This is a genomic window from Ferrovibrio sp. (assembly GCF_036381655.1).
Lineage (GTDB): Bacteria > Pseudomonadota > Alphaproteobacteria > Ferrovibrionales > Ferrovibrionaceae > Ferrovibrio.
This window is the reverse complement of the sequence record NZ_DASVCJ010000006.1, coordinates 86,667-103,346: the sequence shown is the minus strand read 5'-3', so window position 1 is coordinate 103,346 and position 16,680 is coordinate 86,667. Positions and strand designations below refer to the sequence as shown.

15 protein-coding genes are annotated in these 16,680 nt (G+C 63.7%); 8 read left to right on the top strand and 7 right to left on the bottom strand.

All coding sequences use genetic code 11. The features are described 5' to 3' along the window. On the top strand, positions 1–1,512 hold the full coding sequence (locus VF194_RS00870) for a Ppx/GppA family phosphatase (protein ID WP_330887077.1): 1,512 nt from the start codon (positions 1–3) through the stop codon (positions 1,510–1,512). Here the strand turns inward: VF194_RS00870 and rnd are convergent. Further along, positions 1,509–2,675 carry a ribonuclease D gene (gene rnd, locus VF194_RS00865; RefSeq protein WP_330887074.1) on the bottom strand — a complete coding sequence of 389 codons (1,167 nt, stop codon included), beginning with the start codon at positions 2,673–2,675 and terminating at the stop codon, positions 1,509–1,511. The genes VF194_RS00870 and rnd overlap by 4 nt on opposite strands. 158 nt (positions 2,676–2,833) lie before the next feature. Between rnd and aspS the strand changes: the two genes are divergently transcribed. Genes aspS through VF194_RS00850 form a run of 3 tightly spaced genes read left to right on the top strand, consistent with a single transcriptional unit; the run spans position 2,834 to position 6,262 of the window. Continuing rightward, positions 2,834–4,639, top strand: coding sequence for an aspartate--tRNA ligase (aspS, locus tag VF194_RS00860; protein ID WP_330887072.1), 1,806 nt, complete (start codon positions 2,834–2,836; stop codon positions 4,637–4,639). A gap of 18 nt (positions 4,640–4,657) precedes the next feature. After that, positions 4,658–5,290 carry a MarC family protein gene (locus tag VF194_RS00855; RefSeq protein WP_330887070.1) on the top strand — a complete coding sequence of 211 codons (633 nt, stop codon included), beginning with the start codon at positions 4,658–4,660 and terminating at the stop codon, positions 5,288–5,290. Between the two features lie 24 nt (positions 5,291–5,314). Next, positions 5,315–6,262, top strand: coding sequence for an alpha/beta hydrolase (locus VF194_RS00850; protein WP_330887068.1), 948 nt, complete (start codon positions 5,315–5,317; stop codon positions 6,260–6,262). A 12-nt stretch (positions 6,263–6,274) separates the two neighbouring features. Here the strand turns inward: VF194_RS00850 and VF194_RS00845 are convergent, their stop codons facing one another. Continuing rightward, the gene (locus VF194_RS00845) at positions 6,275–7,402 is read right to left on the bottom strand and encodes a VIT1/CCC1 transporter family protein (protein WP_330887066.1); all 1,128 of its coding nucleotides are present in this window, start codon (positions 7,400–7,402) and stop codon (positions 6,275–6,277) included. Positions 7,403–7,557: 155 nt separating this feature from the next. Continuing rightward, on the bottom strand, positions 7,558–11,181 hold the full coding sequence (locus tag VF194_RS00840; RefSeq protein WP_330887064.1) for a vitamin B12-dependent ribonucleotide reductase: 3,624 nt from the start codon (positions 11,179–11,181) through the stop codon (positions 7,558–7,560). A gap of 247 nt (positions 11,182–11,428) precedes the next feature. Between VF194_RS00840 and VF194_RS00835 the strand changes: the two genes are divergently transcribed. From VF194_RS00835 to VF194_RS00820, 4 genes are all read left to right on the top strand, one after another. Further along, complete coding sequence (locus VF194_RS00835) at positions 11,429–11,974, top strand: hypothetical protein (protein ID WP_330887062.1); 546 nt, start codon at positions 11,429–11,431, stop codon at positions 11,972–11,974. A 99-nt stretch (positions 11,975–12,073) separates the two neighbouring features. Then, the gene (locus VF194_RS00830; RefSeq protein WP_330887060.1) at positions 12,074–12,415 is read left to right on the top strand and encodes an NADH:ubiquinone oxidoreductase subunit NDUFA12; all 342 of its coding nucleotides are present in this window, start codon (positions 12,074–12,076) and stop codon (positions 12,413–12,415) included. Positions 12,416–12,471: 56 nt separating this feature from the next. Beyond that, positions 12,472–12,984 carry an outer membrane lipid asymmetry maintenance protein MlaD gene (gene mlaD / locus VF194_RS00825; protein WP_330887058.1) on the top strand — a complete coding sequence of 171 codons (513 nt, stop codon included), beginning with the start codon at positions 12,472–12,474 and terminating at the stop codon, positions 12,982–12,984. Positions 12,985–13,039: 55 nt separating this feature from the next. Next, positions 13,040–13,465 carry a DUF2155 domain-containing protein gene (locus tag VF194_RS00820; RefSeq protein WP_330887057.1) on the top strand — a complete coding sequence of 142 codons (426 nt, stop codon included), beginning with the start codon at positions 13,040–13,042 and terminating at the stop codon, positions 13,463–13,465. Here VF194_RS00820 and aat read toward each other — a convergent pair. From aat to aroQ, 4 genes are read right to left on the bottom strand one after another with little or no spacing between them, the layout of a single operon-like run. After that, positions 13,402–14,073 (bottom strand): leucyl/phenylalanyl-tRNA--protein transferase, encoded by a 672-nt coding sequence (gene aat / locus VF194_RS00815; protein ID WP_330887055.1) that lies wholly within the window; start codon positions 14,071–14,073, stop codon positions 13,402–13,404. The genes VF194_RS00820 and aat overlap by 64 nt on opposite strands. 54 nt (positions 14,074–14,127) lie before the next feature. Next, positions 14,128–15,471 carry an acetyl-CoA carboxylase biotin carboxylase subunit gene (gene accC, locus VF194_RS00810; protein WP_330887053.1) on the bottom strand — a complete coding sequence of 448 codons (1,344 nt, stop codon included), beginning with the start codon at positions 15,469–15,471 and terminating at the stop codon, positions 14,128–14,130. A 17-nt stretch (positions 15,472–15,488) separates the two neighbouring features. Continuing rightward, positions 15,489–15,986: an acetyl-CoA carboxylase biotin carboxyl carrier protein gene (gene accB, locus VF194_RS00805; RefSeq protein WP_330887051.1), complete on the bottom strand. Its 498-nt coding sequence runs from the start codon at positions 15,984–15,986 to the stop codon at positions 15,489–15,491. Positions 15,987–16,044: 58 nt separating this feature from the next. Then, complete coding sequence (gene aroQ / locus VF194_RS00800; protein WP_330887049.1) at positions 16,045–16,524, bottom strand: type II 3-dehydroquinate dehydratase; 480 nt, start codon at positions 16,522–16,524, stop codon at positions 16,045–16,047. Positions 16,525–16,680 lie beyond the last annotated feature (156 nt).

Here is a 16,680-nt window from a genome sequence, read left to right as displayed (position 1 = left end):
ATGGCCGTCGCACAATCGTTGCCCAAAGTCTCTACCGTTCAGGCTATTCTGCCATTTGGCGTCATCGATGTCGGATCGAATTCGGTCCGACTGGTGGTGTTCGGCGAACCGCTGCGGCTGCCGACTCCGATGTTCAACGAAAAAGTGCTGTGCGGCATCGGCCGTGGCTTGAGCGAGACGGGAGCATTGAATCGCGACGGTGCCGCCCTTGCGGTGACGGCAATCCGGCGCTTTGTCGCCCTGGCGCGCAGCATGAAGGTGCGCAAGTTGCAGATCGTCGCCACCGCCGCAGTCCGCGATGCCAGCAACGGCGCCGAGTTCGTGGCGCAGATTGAGCGCGATACCGGCGAGAGGGTCCGTATCCTCTCCGGCGAGGAAGAGGCGACCTACTCGGCCTATGGCGTATTGTCCGGCATTCCCGAAGCCTGCGGCGTCATGGGCGATCTCGGCGGCGGCAGCCTCGAACTGGTGGCGGTCGACGGCCATAAGCTGGGCGACAGCGTGACCCTGCCGCTCGGACCGCTGCGCATCGCCAATCTCGGCTCCTACGGCGTCGTCAAAGCCTATATCGACGAGAAGATTGCCGAGGTCGGCTGGCTCAAGAAATGGAAGGGCAGGTCGCTTTACGCTGTCGGCGGCTCCTGGCGGGCGATCGCCCGCGTCCATATGGCGCAGAAGCATTCGCCGCTGCATATCATCCATCAGTATACGCTGAGCCGCAGCGAAGCAGGGGACTTCGCCCGGCTTCTGGCCAAGCAGAGCAAGGATTCGCTGGTCCGGGTGCAGGGCGTGCCGCGCCGGCGCCAGGACGCGTTGCCGCTGGCGGCGCTGGTCATGCGGCGCCTGCTCAAGGTGCTCGAACCCAAGGATGTGGTTTTTTCCGCCAACGGCCTGCGCGAGGGCCTGGCTTATGCGCTCTTGAGCGAACAGCAGCGCGGCGACGATCCGCTCTTGTCGTTTTGCGTCCATATGGCGGAGCGGGAGAGCCGCTTCGGCGAGCATGGCGCCGAGATCGACCGCTTCATCGCACCGCTATTCGATCGCGATCCGCCGGAGCGGCGGCGTATCCGGCTGGCTGCCGCCGTCCTCGCCGATACCGCCTGGCGGGTGCATCCCGATTACCGCGGCGAACAATCGCTCGGCATCATTCTGCATGCCCCCTTCGGTGCCATCACCCAGGCCGAGCGTGCATTGCTGGCGCTCACGGTCTTCGCCCGTTATACCGGCAGCGCAAGCGATCCTGCCGCCGCCCCGGCCGCGCAGTTGCTCAGCCAGGAAGATCTCGATTACGCCCAGCGCGTGGGGCTGGCGATCCGTCTGGGCCAGACGCTGTCCGGCGGCGTGCCAGGCATCCTGGGCGACTGCAAGCTGCGGCTGAACGGTAACGGCCTGCTGCTGGAAATCCCGGCGCAGCACGCGGCCTTGTTTGGCGAGTCGGTGCAGCGCCGGCTCGAGGCTCTGGGCAAGGCGATCGGCCGCATCGGCGAGGTGCGGATCGGGAAGGCGCGCTAGGCTTTCAACGGCACCAGCTTGATCCTGCCGCCCTGAGCGGCAAGCGCCAGTTCGCCGCGCTTGAGCCGCAGGGCATCTTCGCCGAAAACCTCGCGGCGCCAGCCATGCAGGGCAGGGACGTCGGCATTATCGTCGGCCGCAATCTTGTCGAGATCGGCCGAAGAGGCGACCAGTTTCTGCGCGACGTCGTTGTCGTCGCATTTCATTTTGAGCAGAACCTTGAGCAGTTCCACCAAGGGTCCGATGCCGCGCGGCAGCTCGGGCTCGCGCTCCAGCACCGGCCAGGTCTCGCGCGGCTCCGCCAGTCTGGCGGCGATGGCGGCAAGCAGGCTCTGGCCCATCTTGCCCTCGGCAAAGCCTTTGGACAGGCCGCGCATGCGTTCCAGATCTTCTGCGGTTTTCGGCGGATGGGCGGCAATCTCCATGACGCTTTCGTCGCGCAGGATGCGCTGGCGGGGCAGGTCGCGCTTGCGGGCTTCGAGTTCGCGCCAGGCGGCGGCGGCTTGCAGCACGGCCAGATATTCCGGCTTGGTCGTGCGCGGCTTGAGCCGGCGCCACATATTCTCCGGCGGCAAGTCATAGGTCGCCGGATCGGCCAGGATCGCCATCTCTTCCTTCAGCCAGTCGGCACGGCCGTTTTTCTGCAGGCGCTGGCTGAGCTTGTCGTAGATCTTGCGCAGGTAGGTCACATCCGACAGGGCATAGCGGATTTGCTTCTCGGTCAGCGGCCGCCGGGCCCAGTCGGTAAAGCGCGAGGATTTGTCGATCTGGCCATTGGCCAGCTTGGTGGCGAGCTGCTCGTAGGAGACCTGGTCGCCGAAGCCGCAGACCATGGCGGCGACCTGGGTGTCGAACAGCGGCGCCGGCACCTCGCCCATATGCTTGGTAAAGATCTCGAGGTCCTGCCGCGCGGCATGGAACACCTTGAGCACGCCTTGGTTGCGCAGCAGCTCGAAGAGCGGCTCGAGCGACAGGCCTTCGGCCAGCGGATCGATCACCCGGGCCTCCTCCGGTCCGGCCAACTGGATCAGGCAGACCTTCGGCCAGTAGGTGGTTTCCCGCATGAATTCGGTGTCGACGGTCACGTAGGAGACCGCGGACAGCGAGGCGCAGAAACGGGCGAGTTCGTCGGTGGTGGTAATGGGGCTGGGATCGGCACGCATGACGTTTGCCTCTTAGCATGCCAAGCCGGCCAGCCCAATGCCCCGCCGGTATCCCGGAGGCGGATTTTCCGCTAGGATCGGCCTTGACTTTCCCGGCCCGACAGGGCCTGTTCGCCCCCGATTTCCCCGGGTTTTCAGAGAGATTTCAAAGGTTCCCCATGTCCCGTTACCGCACGCATACCTGTGGACAACTGCGCGCCGAGCATGTCGGCAGCGAGGTCAAGCTTGCCGGCTGGGTTCACCGCAAGCGCGATCACGGCAATCTGCTGTTCATCGACCTGCGCGACCATTACGGGATCACGCAATGCGTGGCGGAAAGCGGCTCGGAAGCCTTCAAGCAGATGGAAAGCCTGCGCTCCGAATATGTGGTCAGCATCACCGGCAAGGTGGTGGCGCGCACGCCGGAGACAGTGAACCCCAATCTGCCGACCGGCAATGTCGAGGTGGTGGTCGCCTCGATCGAAGTGCTGGGCGAGGCCCAGGAACTGCCGATGCCGGTTTTCGGCGAGCAGGAATATCCGGAAGAGATACGCCTCAAATACCGCTTCCTCGATCTGCGGCGCGAGCGGCTGCACAACAATATCGTACTGCGCTCGAAGGTGATCTCGTCGATCCGCCGCCGCATGACCGAGCAGGGTTTCATGGAATTCCAGACGCCGATCCTGACGGCTTCGTCGCCGGAGGGCGCGCGCGACTTCCTGGTGCCGAGCCGCCTGCATCCAGGCAAGTTCTATGCGTTGCCCCAGGCACCGCAGCAGTTCAAGCAGCTCATCATGGTTTCGGGTTTCGATCGTTACTTTCAGATCGCGCCCTGCTTCCGCGACGAAGATGCGCGCAAGGACCGCAGCCCGGGTGAGTTCTATCAGCTCGACGTCGAGATGAGCTTCGTCGAGCAGGACGACGTCTTCAATGCCGTCGGCCCGGTGATCCACGGCGTATTCCAGGAATTCGCCAACGGCCGGGATTGCGGCCCCAAGGATTTCCCGCGCATCCCGTTCCGCGAAGCGATGCTGAAATACGGCTCCGACAAGCCGGACCTGCGCAATCCGATCATTCTGGCCGATGTGACCGAGGTGTTCCGCGGGTCCGGCTTTGGCGTCTTCGCGCGCAATATCGAAAACGGCGCCGTGGTGCGCGGCATTCCCGCGCCGGGGGCCGCGTCGCGTCCGCGCAGCTTCTTCGACAAGATGAACGACTGGGCGCGCCAGGAAGGCGCGGCGGGCCTGGGCTACATCATTTTCGACAATGGCGAAGCGAAAGGCCCGATCGCCAAGTTCCTCGACGCCGATCGCGTCGCCAAGCTGAAGCAGCTCGGCAACGTGAAGGATGGCGATGCCATCTTCTTCGCCTGCGACAAGGAGGCCGCCGCTGCCAAGCTGGCCGGTCAGGCGCGCCTTCGCATCGGCGACGAACTGGACATCTGCGAGAAGAACGTCTTCAAGTTCTGCTGGATCGTCGATTTTCCGATGTTCGAGTACAACGAGGACGAAAAGAAGATCGACTTCAGTCACAATCCTTTCTCGATGCCGCAGGGCGGCCTCGAAGCGCTGAACAGCAAGGATCCGCTCGATATCCTCGCCTTCCAGTACGATATCGTCTGCAACGGCGTTGAACTGTCGTCCGGCGCCATCCGCAATCATAAGCCCGAGATCATGTACCGGGCATTCGAGATTGCCGGCTACGGCCCCGAAGTGGTGGAGGGCAAGTTCGGCGGCATGCTGAATGCGTTCAAATACGGCGCGCCGCCGCACGGTGGCATCGCTCCGGGCATCGATCGCATCGTCATGCTGCTGGCGGACGAGCCGAATATCCGCGAGGTCGTTCTGTTCCCGATGAACCAGCAGGCGCAGGATCTTATGATGCAGGCGCCCAGCGAGGTGACGATGAAGCAGCTTCGCGAACTGCATATCCGCGTTGTCGCTCCGCAGGAGTCGAAAGACTCGGCCGAGAAGAAGCAGCCATAAGGCACCGGCGAAACGATCATGCTCGATCTCCTTGAATATGTTCGTTTCGCCGCCACGCTGTTTTTCATCCTGGATCCCTTTGCGGCGATTCCGATCTTCCTGCTGCTGACGGCCGGGCATTCGCGCCTTAAACAGGCCGGCACCGCGCGAGTGACCGCCCTGGCGGTGTTCATCATTCTGGTAGTGGCCGGCTTTTCCGGCGATCTGATATTGCGTCTGATTGGCGCGAGCCTGCCTGCTTTTCAGGTCGGCGGCAGTATCGTGCTACTTCTGATGGCGCTCAGCATGATCAATGCCAAGATCAGTCCGCAGCAGCACACGCCGGAAGAAGAGGCCGAGGCCGGAGAGCGTGGTGCTGTCGGCGTCGTGCCGTTGGCAATGCCTCTGCTGGTCGGGCCGGGTGCGATTTCCGCGACAATCATCCATATGCAGCGCGAGAGCGCGCTGCTGCACAAGGGGATCAGCGTTGGCGTCATCGCGCTGATCTGCCTGGCGGTTTGGCTTTCTCTCAAGCTGGCGGAGCCGATTGGCCGGAGGCTCGGTCAAACAGGTTTGAACATCGTCAATCGCATTTTCGGCTTGCTGCTGGCCGCGCTGGCTGTTCAAATCTTTGCCGATGGGTTGCGGGGCCTGTTTCCGGTCTTGGGTTGACCCACAACGAGAAGAAGCCTGCCCATGCTCGATAAAGAAGCCAAAGCCGTTCTGGATGCGATCAAGGCCGCCAATCGTCCGGAATATTCGACGCTGACGCCGGCCGAGGCCCGCAAGCTCTACAAGGAGACCCGTGCTGCGGTCACGCCGGAGCCGCCGGAGATTTCCGAGCTCGACAACATCGCGGCCCCTGGACCGAACGGCCCGATCCCGCTGCGCTACTATCGGCCTGCCGATGTCGAGAAGAAGGAAGTGCTGCCCGCCCTGGTCTATTATCACGGCGGCGGCTGGGTGATCGGCGATCTCGATACGCATGATGTGGTCTGCCGGACGCTCTGCAACGAGGGGCGCTGTGCCGTCGTGTCGGTGGATTACCGGATGGGGCCGGAATTCAAGTTTCCCGCGGCGGTGGAAGATGCCTATGCAGCGGGGAAATGGGTCGCGGAAGAGGCCCGGCAGCTTCGCATCGACCCCAAGCGGCTGGCCGTCGGCGGCGATTCCGCGGGCGGCAACTTGGCGACGGTGGTTGCGCTGATGGCGCGGGACATGAAGGGCGTGCCGGCGATCGCCTATCAGCTCCTGATCTATCCGGCGACCGACATGCACATGAACACCGAAAGCCATCGCAGGTATGGCGAAGGCCATCTGCTGACGCGGCCGTCGATGGATTGGTTCCAGGAGCAATACCTGAACGGCCCCGCAGATCGTGAGGATTGGCGGGCGTCTCCCATTCTGGCCAAGAGCCTGAAAGGGGTGCCGCCGGCCTATGTGCTGGTTGCCGGCAACGATCCGCTGCGCGACGAGGGCGAGGCTTATGCGATGGCCCTCAGAAAGGCCGGCGTGCCGGTCGTCTTCCGCGAATTCGAAGGCCAGATCCACGGCTTCATCACCATGGGCCGGGTGATCCCGCAGGCCGGCCAGGCCCTGGCCGAGATGGGCGTGGCGCTCAAGCTGGCTTTCGGGCAGGGATGATATTCGCGGCCCTCAGCCCGCTATGCTGACGCCGATCAGCTTGCCGATGCCGTAGGTGATCGCCGCCGAGCCCAGGCCGATCATCAATTGACGCAGCCCGGAGAAAAGCAGGCCTCGGCCGGTGAACAGGCTGGTGCCGGCGCCGATGCCGAACAGCGCGACGGCGCTGGCGCCGAGGCCGGCCAGGATGGCCGTATCGCCGGAAAAGAAAATGAAGCCGAGCAGCGGGAAGATCGCGCCGAAGGAGAACAGCCCGAACGAAGTTGCCGCCGCCGTCCAGGCTGATCCGCCAAGATCGTCGGGATCGATATTGAGCTCTTCCCGGATCAGCGTATCCAGCGCCGTCTTCTTATTCGACATCATCTGCTCGGCCAGGCGCCTCGCTTCGCTCTCGGGCAGGCCCTTGGCCTGGTAAATGAGAGTAATCTCCTCCTTCTCTTCGTCCGGAGCCTGTTCCAGTTCGGCAGCCTCGGTCTCGATCTGCGACTGATACAATTCGCGGGCGCTGTTGACCGAGAGCCATTCGCCCATCGCCATCGAACAGGCACCGGCGATCAGTCCGGCCAGGCCTGTCACGAGCAGCGTCCAGTTTTCGACCGCGGCGCCGGCGACACCCATTACCAGCGACAGATTGGACACCAGGCCGTCATTCGCCCCGAGCACGGCCGCCCGCAAGGCGTTGCCGCCGGAACGATGCCGCCCCTCAAGGCGGCCCAGTACCGAGCCAGGCAGGCCGCCCGGCGTGCTGCTGCCGATTGCCTGCAGGATTCGCGCGTGCGAGCGTTCGGCTTGCGGCAGGCCGTCGGCGATGGCTTCGAGCTGGTTGTCGTACTTGCTGCTGTCGGCGCGCTCGAGCCCGGTGATCACCGGCAGGACGAAAGCAGGGCCGAAACGGCGCGCCAGAAAACTGAGCGCCTGCGTGCGCCAGCCGGGCTTCGGGCGGCGGATTTTCTTGCCCATGGCGGCGAGCTGCTTGCGCCAGACTTCGGCATGGGCCTCTTCGATGGCGGCTAGTTTGGCATAGACCTTGGCGATGTCGGCATTAGGCTCGGCCTCGGACAATGCCCGGTAAAGCCGGGCACCATCGATTTCGTCCTGAAAATTCGTGCGATAGCGCGCTTCATCGGTCTGGTCGGCCATGATTCTAGCTCCGGTCCGGTGTGCAGGGCTGTTGCAGTATAGCGTCGGATTGCGCGAGCGGTTGTCTTTGAAACCTAGTCCCGAAAGAAGTAAACCCCGGTCTCCGATTCTGGAGGCCGGGGTTTCCTCTGGAGGAGAGAACTTTTACGCGGCGATCAGCTGCAGCCCGTCGTGCTGCCGCAGCTGTCGCATTTCAGGCAGGTGCCGTTGCGTACCAGGGTGAAGTTGCCGCATTCGGGGCAGGCGTCGCCTTCGTAACCCTTCATGCGGGCTTCGGCGATGCGCTCCATCACCTTGGACGTGGCGCCAACCGTAACCGTGGCCGGTTCGCTCGCCGTCATCGTCATGGCGGGGCCATCGGTGCCGGTTGCCTGCAATTCCGCCGCCGCCTCGCGCTTCTGGCCACCTTTCAGCACATAGAGATTGGAGCGGATATAGCCGGTGGAAGCGACCTTGATTACCTCGTCGACCTTTCCGACCTCCTTCAGCGGCGCCTGCTTGGCACCGAGCGCGTCATGGCGCAGATCTTCCGGCTGCACATGGGCGAGGTCGGTGCGGCCGAGATAGCTGATCGCCAGTTCGCGGAAGACGTAGTCGAGGATGGATGTCGCCATCTTGATGACGTCGTTGCCTTCCACCATGCCCGAAGGTTCGAAGCGGGTGAAGGTGAAGGCGTCGACGAATTCCTCGAGCGGCACGCCGTATTGCAGGCCGATGGAGATGGCGATGGCGAAGTTGTTCATCAGGCTGCGGAAGGCGGCGCCCTCCTTGTGCATGTCGATGAAAATCTCGCCCAGCTTGCCGTCATCGTATTCGCCGGTGCGCAGGTAGACCTTGTGCCCGCCGACGATGGCCTTCTGGGTGTAACCCTTGCGGCGCAGCGGCAGCTTCTGCCGGCCGGCAATATGCTTCTCGACGATGCGCTCGGCGATGATCTGCGCCCGAGCCGCCGCCGGCGCCTCGGCTACCTGCTCGGCGATGCTTTCGGCATCCTCTGCATCGTCTTCCAGCACCTGCGCCTGCAGCGGCTGCGACAGTTTCGAGCCGTCGCGGTAGAGCGCGATGGCCTTGCAGCCGAGCTTCCAGGCCAGCATGTAGGCCTGCTTGCAATCCTCGACGCTGGCGAGGTTCGGCATGTTGATGGTCTTGGAGATCGCGCCGGTAATGAACGGCTGGGCGGCGGCCATCATGCGGATATGGCTTTCCGCGGACAGGAAGCGGGTGCCGTCCTTACCGCAGGGATTGGCGCAGTCAAAGACCGGCAGATGCTCGTCGCGCAGGCCCGGTGCGCCTTCCACCGTCATGGCGCCGCAGCAATAGAGATTGGCCGCGGCGATCTCCTCGGCCTTGAAGCCGAGCGCGGTCAGGAGGTCGAAATCGGGATCGTCGAGCTGGGCATCGGTGAAGCCGAGGCTCTTGCAGAAATCGGCGCCCAGCGTCCAGCGATTCAGCACGAACTTGATGTCGAACGCGCCACGCAGGCCTTTCTCGGCCTTGGCGATGGCTTCGTCGGTGAAGCCCCTGGCCTTCAGTGCCTGATGATTGATGCCCGGCGCATTGGCCAGGGTGCCATGACCGACAGCATAGTCGACGATGTCCTTGATCTCCGCATCGGTGTAGCCGAGCGTCCTGAGCGCCAGCGGCACCGTGCGGTTGATGATCTTGAAGTAGCCGCCGCCCGCCAGCTTCTTGAACTTCACCAGCGCGAAGTCCGGCTCGATGCCGGTGGTGTCGCAGTCCATCACCAGACCGATCGTGCCGGTCGGGGCGATGACGCTGACCTGGGCGTTGCGATAGCCATGCTGCCGGCCCAATTCCAGGGCCCGGTTCCAGGCCCGTTCGGCGGCGGTGAGCAAGGCGGTGTCCGGGCAACTGGCATGATCGAGCGGCACCGGCGGGGTGGTCACGCCTTCATAGCCGAAATGATCGCCCTGCGCGGCGCGGCGATGATTGCGGATGACGCGCAGCATGTCCTCGGCATTCGGCGCATAGCCTGGGAATGCGCCGAGTTCGCCGGCCATTTCCGCCGAGGTGGCGTAGGCGACGCCGGTCATCACCGCCGTGATGGCACCGCAGAGCGCGCGCCCGGCATCCGAGTCGTAGGACAGGCCGCAGGACATGAGCAGGGCGCCGAGATTGGCGTAGCCGAGGCCGAGCGTGCGGAACTTATACGACAGCTCGGCGATCTCGCGGCTGGGGAACTGCGCCATCATGACGCTGATTTCCAGCGTGATCGTCCACAGCCGCACGGCATGTTCGAAGGCTTCGACGTCGAACTTGCCGTCCGCCTGGCGGAAGCACATCAGATTCAGCGAGGCGAGATTGCACGCCGTATCGTCCAGGAACATGTATTCCGAGCACGGATTCGACGCATTGATGCGGCCATCGGCCGGGCAGGTATGCCAGTCGTTGATCGAGGTATCGAACTGAATGCCCGGATCGGCGGATGCCCAGGCGGCATAGCCGATATGTTCCCAGAGCTGGCGCGCCTTCAGCACCTTCGCCGGCTTTCCGTCGATGCGGCGGATCAGCGACCAGTCGCCGTCATTCTCCACGGCACGCAGGAAGTCGTCGCTGACGCGTACCGAATTGTTCGAGTTCTGGCCGGAGACGGAAAGATAGGCCTCCGAATCCCAGTCGGTGTCGTAGGTGGGGAACTCGATCTCGGTATAGCCCTGCTTGGCGAACTGGATGACGCGCTGGATATAGTTCTCCGGGATCATCGCCTTGCGGGCGGCAACGATCTCGCGGCGCAGCTGGACGTTCTTCTTCGGATCGAAACGGCCGTCGCCGCTGCCTAGGGAACAGGCCTGCATGATCAGATTGAGGTGCTTGTTGGCCAGCTTGGAGCCGGCGACGAGGGCAGCGACTTTCTGCTCCTCGATGACCTTCCAGTCGATGAACTGCTCGATATCGGGATGATCGATGTCGCAGATCACCATCTTGGCGGCGCGCCGCGTGGTGCCTCCGGATTTGATGGCGCCGGCTGCGCGGTCGCCGATCTTCAGAAAGCTCATCAGGCCCGAAGATTTGCCCCCGCCGGACAGCTTTTCGCCTTCGCCGCGCAGCTTGGAGAAGTTGCTGCCGGTGCCGGAGCCGTATTTGAACAGGCGCGCCTCGCGCACCCAGAGGTCCATGATGCCGCCCTCGTTGACGAGGTCGTCCTGCACCGACTGGATGAAGCAGGCATGCGGCTGCGGATGCTCATAGGCCGAGGTCGATTTGGTGAGCTGGCCGGTTTTGTAATCGACGTAATAATGGCCCTGCGCCGGACCATTGATGCCATAGGCCCAATGCAGGCCGGTATTGAACCATTGCGGCGAGTTGGGGGCGGCCACCTGAGCGGCCAGCATGAAGCGCATCTCGTCGAAATAGGCGCGGGCGTCGTTTTCCGAATCGAAATAGCCGCCCTTCCAGCCCCAGTAGGCCCAGGTGCCGGCCAGCCGGTCGAACACCTCGCGGCCGCTCATCTCCTGAGTCGTGCGGTCTTTCTCCGGCAGAGCCTCCAACGCCTCCGCATCGGGCTCGCGGCGCCACAGGAATTCGGGCACATCCTCTTCGGGGACCGCCTTCAGGGCGACCGGCACGCCGGCGCGGCGGAAATACTTCTGCGCCAGCACATCGGCGGCGACCTGCGACCAGGAGGCCGGCACTTCCAACTGGTCCAGCTTGAAGACGATGCTGCCGTCCGGGTTGCGGATTTCACTGGTTGTGGTCTTCCACTCCAGACCCGCGTAAGCGTCTTCGCCTGCTACCGTGAAATGCCGCTGAATGCGCATAACCGTCGATCTCCCCGCCATCCAAAGTCGCCAATGAAATCAATATGTTGTGGTGTGATTGGGCAATCGAGAAGGGGTAAAAACCCAACATCTAGCGCCAATCTGCCGCCACAGATGCTAAATCTAGGTGAACGCCGTGGTCTGAGCAAACACGAAATCTGCTATGGCTTGGGGTATGGCTTATTGACAGGGATTTGCCACAATCCACCCTTCCAATGTGACTCGTTGAGTTTTTCGGGATTCGCCGATGCGCCGCCTGCTGACCGTCAGCCTGATTTTTTTTATTGCCGCTTTTGCCCCGCCTGCCGGTGCCGCCCCGGACAAGGCGGCCCGGGCCGCCGCCGAGCGGCTGATGACGACTATCGGCCTGGAAAAGCGGGTCGATACGATTGTCCAGCTTTACCTGAATTTCCTGCCGGCCCAGACGCCGGAGCAGCAGGCGAAGGCCGCCAGCCTGCGCGAACGCGCCCCCGGGGCGGGCCAGCGATTCCAGGAGGCCGTCGTCAACGCTGCCGTCCGCCAGTACAGCAAGCCCGAACTGGACGCGCTGGACACCTATTTCGCGAGCGGCGAAGGGCAGCGGCTGCTGACGACGGCCATCACGCGGGCCGTCCTCAGCCTCGGCCAGAAGGGGCAGGTGAAGGCGGGCGACATTCTCCGCCCCGACGACCTGCCCAAGGACAATCCCGCGCTGATGTCGGCCGCGGCCAAGTATCCGGCCTTCGAGACTGCGGCGAAACAGGAGCTGCAGCGTGAATTCGCCCAGGAAATCGCTCTGATTACCGCACGTTAGGCATGATCTGCTGAGGGGACGAGGCTTGCCCGCGCGCGGCTGGGATGCCATAGTCCGCCCGGTTTTCGGCCCGGATTCCCGGTTGAGGTAGGCGCATCCATGAGTCTCATCGGCACCAAGCTTTACACCTGGTGGAAGGGTAAACTGGTCGGCAAGGATCAGTTCGGCAACCGCTATTTCCGCGAAAAGGGCGGACGCAAGCGGTGGGTGATCTACAACGGCGTGGCCGAGGCGTCGAAAGTGCCGCCGGAATGGCACGCCTGGTTGCATTACACCACGGACGAGGCGCCGCTGGGCGGTGTCGAGCGCAAGCCGTGGCAAAAAGAGCATGTGCCGAATCTCAGCGGCACGCCCTTCGCCTACCGGCCGGCGGGCAGTGTCGCCAAGGGCGGTCACCGGCCGCCCGCCACGGGTGATTACGAAGCCTGGCAGCCGGAATAAGCTGAATGGCCCCGGCGCAGGATGTTGGGCGCGGAAGGTAGAGGCGAGAGGACGGTATGAACGGCAACCTGGTTGAAACCCTGATTGGTGCAGTGGTGCTGGCTGTTGCCGTGTTCTTCCTCGGCTTTGCCTACAACAAGACCGGCTTCGGCAATAGCGGCGGCTCGGGCTACGAATTGCAGGCGCGTTTCAATCGGGCCGATGGTCTGGTGGTCGGCGGCGATGTCCGCATGTCCGGGATCAAGGTCGGCACCATCACGCATCAGTCGCTCGATCCGAAGACCTATGCGGCGATCGTGACCTTCTCGGTCGACAGCCGCTACAAGATTCCCGAGGACAGCGCCGTGAAGGTGGCATCCGAAGGCCTGCTCGGCGGCAATTACCTTTCGGTGGAGCCGGGCGGCAGCGACGTCATGCTGAAAGCAGGCGAAGAGGTCAAGTACACGCAGGGGTCCGTCAACCTGATGGATTTGATCGGCCAGGCCATTTTCAGTGCCAGCGGTGCCGCTAATGGCAAGAAGGGGCAGGACGGCGACGCCCCGGAATTGTCGCCCCTACCCAGCAAGTGAACCGGGCCCAGCAAGTGAACCCGGGCTCAACATACGACCGGCCGGCCTTGATCCAGTGAACCTCCCGCGTCTTCTTCTCATCGCCGGTTTCCTGACCGCGGCCGGCCCGGTCGGGGCGCAGACCTCGGACACGACGCCGGACTACCCGTCGAACCCCATGCCGATCGCGGTGCTGCAGGGGCTGGATAAGATCACCGCCCGCACCTACACCTTCGAAGCGCCGGTGGGACAGACCATCGGTTTTGGCACGCTCAAGGTCACGGTGAGGACCTGTCGGAAGCGGCCGCCGGAGTATCCGCCGGAAAGCGCCGCCTATCTGGAAATCGTCGAGCAGCCGCCGGGACAGGAACCGGTCGAGCGCTTCCATGGCTGGATGTTCGCCTCCAGTCCCGCGCTCAATCCGCTCGAGCATCCGGTTTACGATGTCTGGCTGATCGATTGCAGGAGCAAGTCGGGCGAGGCATCCGGCGGTAAGCCGTAGAAGTCGGCCCGCCGCGGCAGGGCGTCGAACAGCAGTTCCAGATACCGCTCGCGCGTGATTTCGATCGCCCCGAACTGCATCAGATGCGGGGTGACGAATTGCGTGTCCAGCAGCTCGAAACCGCCGGCGATCAGCCGCCCGACCAGGTGCACCAGCGCCACCTTGGAGGCATCCGTCATGCGGCTGAACATGCTCTCGCCGAAGAAGGCCGCCCCGAGCTGCACGCCGTACAATCCGCCGGCCAGATCGCCATCGGCGTCCCAGCATTCGACGCTGTGGGCAAAGCCCAGGCGATGCAGTTGGATGTAAGCCCTTCGAATCGTTTCATTGATCCAGGTGTTGCGCCGCTGCGGATGTTCCGTCGGCTCCGCGCAGGCGGTGATCACCCCGGAGAAATCCTGGTCGACGGTGACGCGAAACAGGCCGGAGCGGATCTTGCGCGCCAGTTTGCGCGGCAGATGGAAATCGTCCAGCGGGATGATGCCGCGCCGCTGCGGGTAAACCCAGAAATATGACGGATCGTCGGCGCTGTCGGCCATCGGGAAATAGCCGCGCGCATAGGCCTGCAGCAGGAGTTCCGGCGTGAGCGGTTCGGGGCGCATGCTCATCGTAGGAGAGGAGCTTAGCGCAAGGCGGGGGGGCCGCCAGTCCCGTCCGAGGGGCTATCCCTGCCGGGCAATGAACTCCTCCAGCCAGTGGATGTCATAGGCCCCGTTGACGAAATCCGGCTCATCGATCAGGGCCAGATGCAGCGGAATCGTGGTTTCCAGACCGCCGATCACGTATTCCTCCAGCGCCCGGCGCAAGCGCATCAGGCATTCGTTGCGGCTGGTGCCGTGCACGATCAGCTTGCCGATCAGGCTGTCGTAATGCGGCGGGATCTGGTAGCCGGTGTAAAGGGCGCTATCGACGCGCACGCCGAGGCCGCCGGGAACGTGGTAATCGGTGACCCGACCGGGCGAGGGGGCGAAGGTGCGCGGATTTTCCGCGTTGATGCGGCATTCGATGGCATGGCCGTTGAAGCGGATGTCGTCCTGGATGTAGCCCAGCGGAGCGCCACTGGCGATCCGGATCTGCTCGCGGACCAGATCCAGGCCGGTGATCATCTCGGTCACCGGATGCTCCACCTGCAGCCGGGTATTCATCTCGATGAAGTAGAACTGGCCGTTCTCGTACAGGAACTCGATCGTGCCGGCACCGCGATAGCCCAGCTTGGCGATCGCATTTGCCGCCAGCGTGCCGAGCTTTTCGCGCTGATCCGCATTCAGCGCCGGCGAACGCGCTTCTTCCAGCACTTTCTGGTGCCGGCGCTGCAGCGAGCAGTCACGCTCGCCCAGATGCACGGCGTTGCCGTGGCTGTCGCCGAAAATCTGCATTTCGATATGGCGCGGGCGGGCCAGATACTTCTCGACATAGACGGCATCATTGCCGAAGGCGCTGCGGGCTTCCGCCTTGGCCTGGGCGAGCGCCTGGCCGAATTCGGCGGGCGAGCGCACAACCTTCATGCCTCTGCCGCCACCGCCGGCGGTGGCCTTGATCAGCACGGGATAGCCCATCTCGTCGGCCAGCTTGCGGCCCTGCGCCTCGTCGGCGATGGCGCCGTCGGAACCCGGCACGACCGGCAGACCGAGCTGCTTGGCGGCTTCCTTGGCGGCGATCTTGTCGCCCATCAGCTTGATGTGTTCCGAGGTCGGGCCGATGAAGGTGATGCCATGGGCCTCCACGATCTCGGCGAACTTCGGATTCTCCGACAGGAAGCCATAGCCCGGGTGGATCGCGTCGGCGCCGGTAATCTCGGCTGCGGCGATAATGGCAGGGATGTTGAGGTAGCTTAGATTCGACGGCGGCGGCCCGATGCAGACCGATTCATCGGCGATGCGCACATGCATCGCCTCGGAATCCGCTGTTGAATGCACAGCCACCGTGCGGATGCCCATTTCGCGGCAAGCGCGGTGGATACGCAGGGCGATCTCGCCGCGGTTGGCGATCAGCACCTTATCGAACATGCGATGCGGCCCGCCTTTTACTCAATAATCAGCAGAACCTGGCCGAATTCGACCGGCTGCTGGTTCTCGATGAGAATCTGCGCGATCCGGCCGCCCTTGGGCGCCGTGATCGGATTCATCGTCTTCATGGCTTCGACGATCAGGAGCGTCTGCCCGGCATTGACCGTGTCGCCAACCTTCACGAATGGGGCGGCACCGGGCTCCGGCGCAACGTAGATGGTGCCGACCATCGGCGATTTCACCGCGCCGGGGTGAGAGGCGAGGTCTGCTTCGCTTGCGCCGGCCGAAGCCGCCGCGGCCGGAACGGCGGGCGCAGCGGCGACGCTTGCGGGCGCGGCATAGACCGGCGCGCCGGCCGCACCGCCCTTGGTGACGCGGACTTTCAACGGCCCTTCGCTCCATTCGATCTCGGTCAGCCCGGTTTCGTTGAGCAGGTCGGCAAGGTCGCGGATCATCTGCTGGTCGACGCGGCTCGAGCGGGATTTTCCGTTCTTATCCTGCGGCGCGGACGCCATGGGGGACTCCTCTGTATTGAAACAACCAGTGATTCGTTTGTTGCCAACGATGCGGTATTCAGACGATCTCGGCGAGCGCTTCAAGCGCCAACACGTAGCCCTTCGGGCCGAAACCGCAGATCACGCCCTTTGCCGCCATCGAGATATAGGAGTGATGGCGGAAATTCTCGCGGCGGAAAATGTTCGACAGATGGACCTCGATGACCGGTTTCTCCGCTGCGGAAAGGGCGTCCAGCAGCGCCACCGAGGTATGCGTGTAGGCTCCCGCATTGATGACGATGCCGACGGCCTTGCTGCGCGCTTCCTGGATCCAGTCTACCAGCTCGCCTTCGTGGTTGCTCTGGCGGAACACTATGCCCAGGCCCAGCTTTTCTCCGGCCTGGCGGCAAAGCCGTTCTACATCGGCCAGCGTGTCTCGCCCGTAGATTTCCGGCTGTCTCTGCCCCAGCAGGTTGAGGTTGGGGCCGTTCAAGACATAGATCGCCGGCAGCGAGCTCTGGCGCCCTTTCGATGCCGGCTGTTTCGTCCGCTGCGCCATACCCCTGCCGCTCCGTATAATCTCAAGCGCTTGCCGTACACTATCGGCCCGCTGGCGGCAACCCACTGGCCGGCCGTGCCACCGGCCGGCTGACGACGAGCCGTTCCCGGGATGTTTGATGTGAAACATGTCCCCGGCGGCGCAAGGCCAAGAGGG

Coding starts and splice junctions, on each gene's coding strand:
- VF194_RS00870 (WP_330887077.1), top strand. CDS start 1: ATGGCCGTCGCACAATCGTTGCCCAAAGTCTCTACCGTTCAGGCTATT.
- rnd (WP_330887074.1), bottom strand. CDS start 2,675: ATGCGTGCCGATCCCAGCCCCATTACCACCACCGACGAACTCGCCCGT.
- aspS (WP_330887072.1), top strand. CDS start 2,834: ATGTCCCGTTACCGCACGCATACCTGTGGACAACTGCGCGCCGAGCAT.
- VF194_RS00855 (WP_330887070.1), top strand. CDS start 4,658: ATGCTCGATCTCCTTGAATATGTTCGTTTCGCCGCCACGCTGTTTTTC.
- VF194_RS00850 (WP_330887068.1), top strand. CDS start 5,315: ATGCTCGATAAAGAAGCCAAAGCCGTTCTGGATGCGATCAAGGCCGCC.
- VF194_RS00845 (WP_330887066.1), bottom strand. CDS start 7,402: ATGGCCGACCAGACCGATGAAGCGCGCTATCGCACGAATTTTCAGGAC.
- VF194_RS00840 (WP_330887064.1), bottom strand. CDS start 11,181: ATGCGCATTCAGCGGCATTTCACGGTAGCAGGCGAAGACGCTTACGCG.
- VF194_RS00835 (WP_330887062.1), top strand. CDS start 11,429: ATGCGCCGCCTGCTGACCGTCAGCCTGATTTTTTTTATTGCCGCTTTT.
- VF194_RS00830 (WP_330887060.1), top strand. CDS start 12,074: ATGAGTCTCATCGGCACCAAGCTTTACACCTGGTGGAAGGGTAAACTG.
- mlaD (WP_330887058.1), top strand. CDS start 12,472: ATGAACGGCAACCTGGTTGAAACCCTGATTGGTGCAGTGGTGCTGGCT.
- aat (WP_330887055.1), bottom strand. CDS start 14,073: ATGAGCATGCGCCCCGAACCGCTCACGCCGGAACTCCTGCTGCAGGCC.
- accC (WP_330887053.1), bottom strand. CDS start 15,471: ATGTTCGATAAGGTGCTGATCGCCAACCGCGGCGAGATCGCCCTGCGT.
- accB (WP_330887051.1), bottom strand. CDS start 15,986: ATGGCGTCCGCGCCGCAGGATAAGAACGGAAAATCCCGCTCGAGCCGC.
- aroQ (WP_330887049.1), bottom strand. CDS start 16,524: ATGGCGCAGCGGACGAAACAGCCGGCATCGAAAGGGCGCCAGAGCTCG.